This is a genomic window from Collinsella aerofaciens, from assembly GCF_018785265.1.
Classification (GTDB): domain Bacteria; phylum Actinomycetota; class Coriobacteriia; order Coriobacteriales; family Coriobacteriaceae; genus Collinsella; species Collinsella aerofaciens_AI.
Genome location: NZ_WQPK01000007.1, coordinates 23,733 through 29,778 on the forward strand (window position 1 = coordinate 23,733; position 6,046 = coordinate 29,778).

The 6,046-nt window shown below is 61.7% G+C and carries 5 protein-coding genes and 1 tRNA gene; 5 read left to right on the plus strand and 1 reads right to left on the minus strand.

Features of this window, described 5'->3' with window-relative positions; genetic code table 11:
* The first annotated feature begins 23 nt into the window (after positions 1–23).
* From GPK42_RS01160 to GPK42_RS01175, 4 genes are all read left to right on the plus strand, one after another.
* Positions 24–776, plus strand: coding sequence for an NAD-dependent protein deacylase (locus GPK42_RS01160; protein ID WP_215692918.1), 753 nt, complete (start codon positions 24–26; stop codon positions 774–776).
* 95 nt (positions 777–871) lie between these two features.
* Positions 872–2,620, plus strand: a complete 1,749-nt coding sequence (gene folK, locus GPK42_RS01165; RefSeq protein ID WP_215692920.1) for a 2-amino-4-hydroxy-6-hydroxymethyldihydropteridine diphosphokinase — start codon at positions 872–874, stop codon at positions 2,618–2,620.
* Entirely contained in the window at positions 2,621–3,322 is a 702-nt protein-coding gene (locus GPK42_RS01170; protein ID WP_215692922.1) for a hypothetical protein, read from the plus strand.
* Positions 3,323–3,575: 253 nt separating this feature from the next.
* On the plus strand, positions 3,576–4,772 hold the full coding sequence (locus GPK42_RS01175; protein WP_215692924.1) for an ATP-binding protein: 1,197 nt from the start codon (positions 3,576–3,578) through the stop codon (positions 4,770–4,772).
* Between the two features lie 105 nt (positions 4,773–4,877).
* Here GPK42_RS01175 and GPK42_RS01180 read toward each other — a convergent pair whose 3' ends face one another.
* Positions 4,878–5,651 (minus strand): type III pantothenate kinase, encoded by a 774-nt coding sequence (locus GPK42_RS01180; protein WP_195444005.1) that lies wholly within the window; start codon positions 5,649–5,651, stop codon positions 4,878–4,880.
* Positions 5,652–5,847: 196 nt separating this feature from the next.
* Between GPK42_RS01180 and GPK42_RS01185 the strand changes: the two genes are divergently transcribed.
* Positions 5,848–5,924 (plus strand) — tRNA-Met (locus GPK42_RS01185).
* The last annotated feature ends 122 nt before the right edge of the window (positions 5,925–6,046 follow it).

A 6,046-nucleotide genomic window follows, 5' to 3' on the forward strand; every position in this document is an offset into this window, starting at 1 on the left:
ACTAACAAGGACGGAGGACTCATATGACGCAGGCAATATCGGACCCCAGGCAGGCCTCCGCCGCGCTGGCGGATCTGTTTGACACCCACAAGCGCGTGGTCTTCTTTGGCGGCGCTGGCGTTTCTACGGCAAGTGGCATTCCCGATTTCCGCAGCGTGGACGGCCTGTATCACCAGCAGTTTGCCTATCCGCCCGAGACCATGCTGTCGCATAGCTTTTACGAGGCGCATCCGGCGGAGTTCTTCGACTTTTACCGCACCAAGATGATCGCGCTTAACGCTAAACCCAACCGCTGCCACACCAAGCTGGCCGAGCTGGAGCGCGCCGGTAAGCTTGATGCCGTGGTGACGCAAAATATCGACGGCCTGCATCAGATGGCCGAATCACAGCGCGTGTTCGAGCTGCACGGATCGGTCCATCGCAACATTTGCCAGTCGTGCGGCACGGTCTATAGCGCCGAGTGGATTTGCTCGCGCGAGCACGAGGATGCCGCGGGCGTGCCTGCGTGCCCCGCGTGCGGCGGCCGCATCAAGCCCGATGTGGTGCTCTACGAAGAGCCGCTCGATGAACATGTGCTGACCGGTGCCGTTGCCGCCATCGCCGCGGCCGATGCCCTCATTGTGGGCGTGACCTCGCTCGTGGTGTATCCGGCGGCAGGCCTTACGCGATACTTTACCGGCGATACGCTGGCCATATGCAACCTTGCTCCCACCGATCAGGATGCAAATGCCGACCTGCTGATTTCTTGCGACATCGCGGCCGCGTTTGCGTTCTAGCCCGCGCGCGCGGATACAATAGAAAGACTGAGTGCAAAGCGACCCCGCCGCCAGCTCCCCAAGCTCGGCGGCGTGGGCATTTTAGGAGGATGTTCATGGCGAACGACAGCAAGACATGGCGGTGCGGAAAGTACGAGCTCAGCTTTGACCGTCCGCGCATCATGGGCGTCCTCAACGTGACGCCCGATTCGTTCAGCGATGGCGGAGAGCACTTCGACCCCGATGCCGCCATCGAGTACGGCCTGGCGATGCTCGACGCCGGCACCGACATCATCGACGTGGGCGGCGAGTCCACGCGCCCTGGTTTTACCCCGGTCAACCCCGATGAGGAAGCGCGCCGCGTGCTGCCCGTGGTGCGCGCGCTGGCCAAGGAGGGCGCCATCGTCTCGATCGACACGCGTCATGTAGCGGTTGCCAAGGCGGCCGTGCGCTGCGGCGCCTCGATCGTCAACGACGTGACCGGCTTCACCGATCCCAAGATGGTCGAGTTTGTTAAGACGAGCACCTGCGGCGTCATCGTGATGCATGCCGGCGAGGTCGCCGCGCCCGCCCGCACGCACGCAACGGTGCAGCTCGATACCTCGGCTGCGGCGTTTGTTGCCGAGAAGGCACGCGAAGCGGCTGCCGAGGCCGCGCGCGAGGCCGAGAAGCCGGCCCGTCGCCGTCGCGGCAAGTTGCTGGGCGAGCCCAAGGTTGAGGCCAAGCTTCCGGGCGGTGTGGTACAGCCCTCACTGCCGTTTGGCGAGCCGGAGCCCACGTCCGAGCCTGCAACCGAGCTGGGGCAGGAGACGCCGGCCGCCGAGCAGGCTGCTGCCGCCGAGACCGTCGCGCCCGCGCCCGAGGCCGCGCCCGAGGCCACCGAGGCCGCATCGGAGTCCAATGACCGCCTGGCCGCCATGATGCGCCGCAGCGCCCGCCGCGAGGAAGCCTACGTGCCCACCTCACAGCTCCGCCGCTTTACCCTGCCCGATTCTGCGCCCATCATGCGCCGCGTCATGGGCTTTCTGTCCGACCAGGCCCGCACGCTCATCCATGCCGGCGTGTCGCGCGACCGTATCTGCATCGATCCCGGCCCGGGCTTTGGCAAGACGGCCAACGAAGACATCGTCATCCAGCGCGAGACCGCCAAGATGGCGTCGCTGGGCTATCCGCTCATGTGCGCCGTGTCGCGCAAGCGCTTTGTGGGCGCCGTCTCGGGCGTGACCGATGCCGCCGCGCGCGATGCCGCCACGTTTGGTGTGTGCTTGGGCGCCATCCAGGCCGGCGCCAACATCGTGCGCGTGCATGACGTTGCGGGCTTTGCACAGTTCCTGAACGGTTACTGGGCCGTTGCCAAGCCGCAGCCGCGCCGCGCGTTTGTGGCCGTGGGTTCCAACCTGGGGCATCGCTGCGACAACATTCGCGCCGCGCGTGACATGATCGCCGAGATCCCGCTCACCTGCGTGTCCAACTGCTCGCGCATCTACGAGAGCGAGCCGGCCTATGAGACGCGCCAGGACGCGTTTGCCAACGCCGTCATCGAGATTAAGACCGAACTGGCGCCGTTGGTGCTGCTCGATGAGCTCATGAAGATCGAGGCCGAGTTGGGCCGCGACCGCTCCAAAAAGGCCAAGGCAAACGGCCCGCGCACCATCGACTTGGACCTGCTGTGGATGGATGGTGAGACCCACGGCGGCAAGAAGCTGCGTCTGCCGCATCCGCTGATCGGCGAGCGCGACTTTGTGCTGGTGCCGCTCGAGGACCTGATGCACGACCCGGCGCGGTTCTTCCGCTACAACGGCGTCGAGGTCAAGGAGCCCGAGGATCGCGTGGGCCATATCGTGGGCGAATTGGGGCGTATGTAGATGATCGAGATGAATGCTGTAGCCGCCGGTACCGAGCTCGACGCGGCGCGTGACGCGGGCCGCGAGGGCATGTCCGCGGGCTGGTGCGCGTGGAGCGCGGGCGATGCATCGCTGACGTTTTCGCTGGTCGTGCGCCCCGATGTGAACATGCACGCCTTCCACGGCCTGCCGTTTGTGGCCGCAATGGGCATGATGGACGCGCTCGCGGGCACGGCCGCAACGCCGGGCCTGGGGCTTGCCGGCAAAGTGGGCATCCAGTGGCCGAGTGACATTGTGTGCGGCGCGCCTGCGTTTGAGACGTCGCTCGCGCGCCTCGCCGTCAACGGCGGTGCCGGTGCCGCGGGCATGTTCGGTGCCGTGACGGTGGATATTGAGCGTTCGGCACTGAGCGAGCTCGGTGTAGATGATGCCGACGAAGTGCTGGTCGAGGCGCTGGCCGCGGCGGTGCTCGCTCGCGTTGACGCCTGGGCGGTTGCCGCCAACACACCACAGGGCGCTGCCGGCCCGCTGGCCCCGGTGCTGGGCGAGTACTTCGACATGGTGCCGCTGCTGGGCCGCCAAGTTGCGGCGGTGTCGCCCAACGGCTTGCCGCTTGCGGTCGGTGTGTTTGCGGGCCTGGACATCTGGGGCCGCGCGACCATTAAGACCGACGCCGGCGAGCAAGAGTTTCCGCCCGAGGCCGTACGGATTCGCGGGCTGTAACGCGAGGCGCTCGCGCCCAAAGATAACGATGACAACGGAGTCCTCCTCGGCTTGCACCGGGGAGGGCTTTCGCTTGTCTGGGGAATGGGTTGCCAGCGCTTTATTCCTCAAAACTGAAAAATTTTCGTTTTTGAGGAATAGGATTAAGGCAGCTCGGCCTTTCGCGAGGTATATTCGCTACAGAGCCTATTCCTCAAAACTGAAAAATTTTCGTTTTTGAGGAATAGCGATAAAAGACCGCGAGGAGGCCCCAATGAAACTCATCAATAGAACGTCATATATGGACACGTTGACGAGCCTTATTGGCGTGCCGGACATCAAGGTCATAACGGGCATCCGCCGTAGCGGTAAGTCAAAATTGCTCGAGGCCCTCCGCGATTACGTGGAGGCGAATCTGTCCAATTCGAATGTCATCCATATCAACTACAACCTCGATGAGTTCGAGAACCTGCTCGAGTATCACGCGTTGCTCACCTATGTAAAAGAGCATCGAGTGGCCGGCAAGCATAACTTTCTGCTAATCGATGAAGTTCAGATGTGCGACGGTTTTGAGCGTGCGATCAACAGCCTTCACGCATCCGAGCAGTACGACATCTTCATCACCGGATCGAACGCCTTTTTGCTGTCGAGCGATCTGTCAACGCTCTTTACGGGGCGCACCTTCGAGATCGAGGTTTTCCCATTCTCGTTTGAGGAGTATCGTCTCTATGGCGACGAGAGCGAGGTCGACCGCGACTTCGATGGGTACGCGAGAACCGGCGGCATGTCTGGCTCTTACCCTTATCCACTGCAGGAGCAGCGCTATCAATATCTCTCCAACGTCTTTAAGACGCTCATTGTGAGAGATATCGTGCAGCGGCATAACGTGAGAAACGAATCGGCGCTGCTGCGCATTGCCGATTACATGATGGACAACGTTTCCAACATTACGTCGGCACGCAACATTACTGATGCATTAAATGCGGATGGGCTAAAGATTACGAACAAGACGGTCGGCACGTACATGGGGTACCTGTGCGATGCGTTTGCCTTCTATAAAGTTCGTCGGTACGACATTCGCGGCAAAAAATACCTTAAGAGCGGCGAGAAATATTACCTGGCAGACCACGCGTTCAAATACGCACTGCTCGGTACACGTGATATGGATTGGGGACGCGTATACGAGAACATGGTGGCCATCGAGCTGCTGCGCCGCGGATACGAGGTATACGTCGGTGTGCTCTATAAAAAGGAAATTGACTTTATAGCAATTAAGCGAAGCGAGAAGCTCTACATTCAGGTGAGCGACGACATCAGCTCGGATAAGACATTTGAACGCGAGATTTCGCCACTGCTGAGCATTGGCGACGCGTACCCCAAGATGATTCTCGCCCGAACGCATCACGAGGCCACGGACCGCAATGGGGTGCAGATCGTGGACCTGGCGAGGTGGCTATGCGGCGAGGCGTAGCAGAAAGCCTATTCCTCAAAACTGATAAATTTTCGATTTTGAGGAATAGGACCAATGCATTGCTTAGTTCGCCGCTCGCGCCCGTGCTCGACTTAAGCCCCTGCTCTATCCCAGCTCCTGCATGCGGCGGTAGATTTCGCAGATACCCTTGATGGTGAGCTGTCCGTCGACCACGTCGAAGGCATCGGTCGAATCGGCGACGATGCTGGCGAGACCGCCTGTGGCGATAACCGTGGCGTCCTCACGACCCAGCTCGCGCTTCATGCGCGCGACCAGGCCCTCGGCCATGGCGGCGGCGCCCACCACGGCGCCGACCTTGATGCATTCCTCGGTGTCGCGGCCGATGGCGTGCTCGGGTGCCTCGAGCGGCACGCTGGCGAGCTTGGCGGCACGGGCGGCAAGCGCGTCCATGGAGATGCGGATGCCCGGCGCGATCGCTCCGCCAATGTAATAACCGTCCTCATCGATGACGTCGATATTGGTCGCGGTGCCAAAGTCCACCACGATTGCCGGCGCGCCGTAGAAAGTCTCGGCCGCAACGGCGTTGGCGACGCGATCGGCACCTACGGCCTGGGGGCGCGCCGCGCGCAGCTTGGTCACCGCGGCCGTCTGCGGCCCGATGACGATGGCGTCCGCGGCAATGCGGTCGGCCACGGCGTGCCATTCGCGCGAGAGCTGCGGCACCACGCCCGCAAAGGCGATCGCGTCGACCGCGTCGAGCGAAAGGCCGTACATTTTAAAGAAACCCATCAGGCGCACATGGATCTCGTCGGCGGTATAAGAGCGGTCGGTGGGCATGCGCCACGACTGCACCAGCTCGTCTCCGTCAAACAGGCCCATGGCCGTCTGCGTGTTTCCCATATCGATAGCGAGCAGCATGTCTACTCCCAGTGTTGGCATAAAAGGACGCGCACCATTGTATACGTGCCGTCGACGGCGCTCGGCTGCGATTCGTTTACGGTGATAGGGGCTGAGGGGTTTAAATATGAAGGAATTATGCTCTACGAGATTTTCCTTGCCGTTTACCGAACTCCCGCGTAATATTCTTTCTTGCGCACATGAGGCGCCCAGACATTGCGGGGTGGAGCAGTCTGGTAGCTCGCCGGGCTCATAACCCGGAGGTCGTAGGTTCAAATCCTGCCCCCGCGACCAAGAACTTGCAGCTCGGAAGCAAAATTGCTTCCGAGCTTTTTCTTCAAGACTTTAGTCTGCTGGCCGCGCAGCGGCCAGCTTTAAACCACCCGCTACGCGGGTGGAGACAAACGGCTTTACAA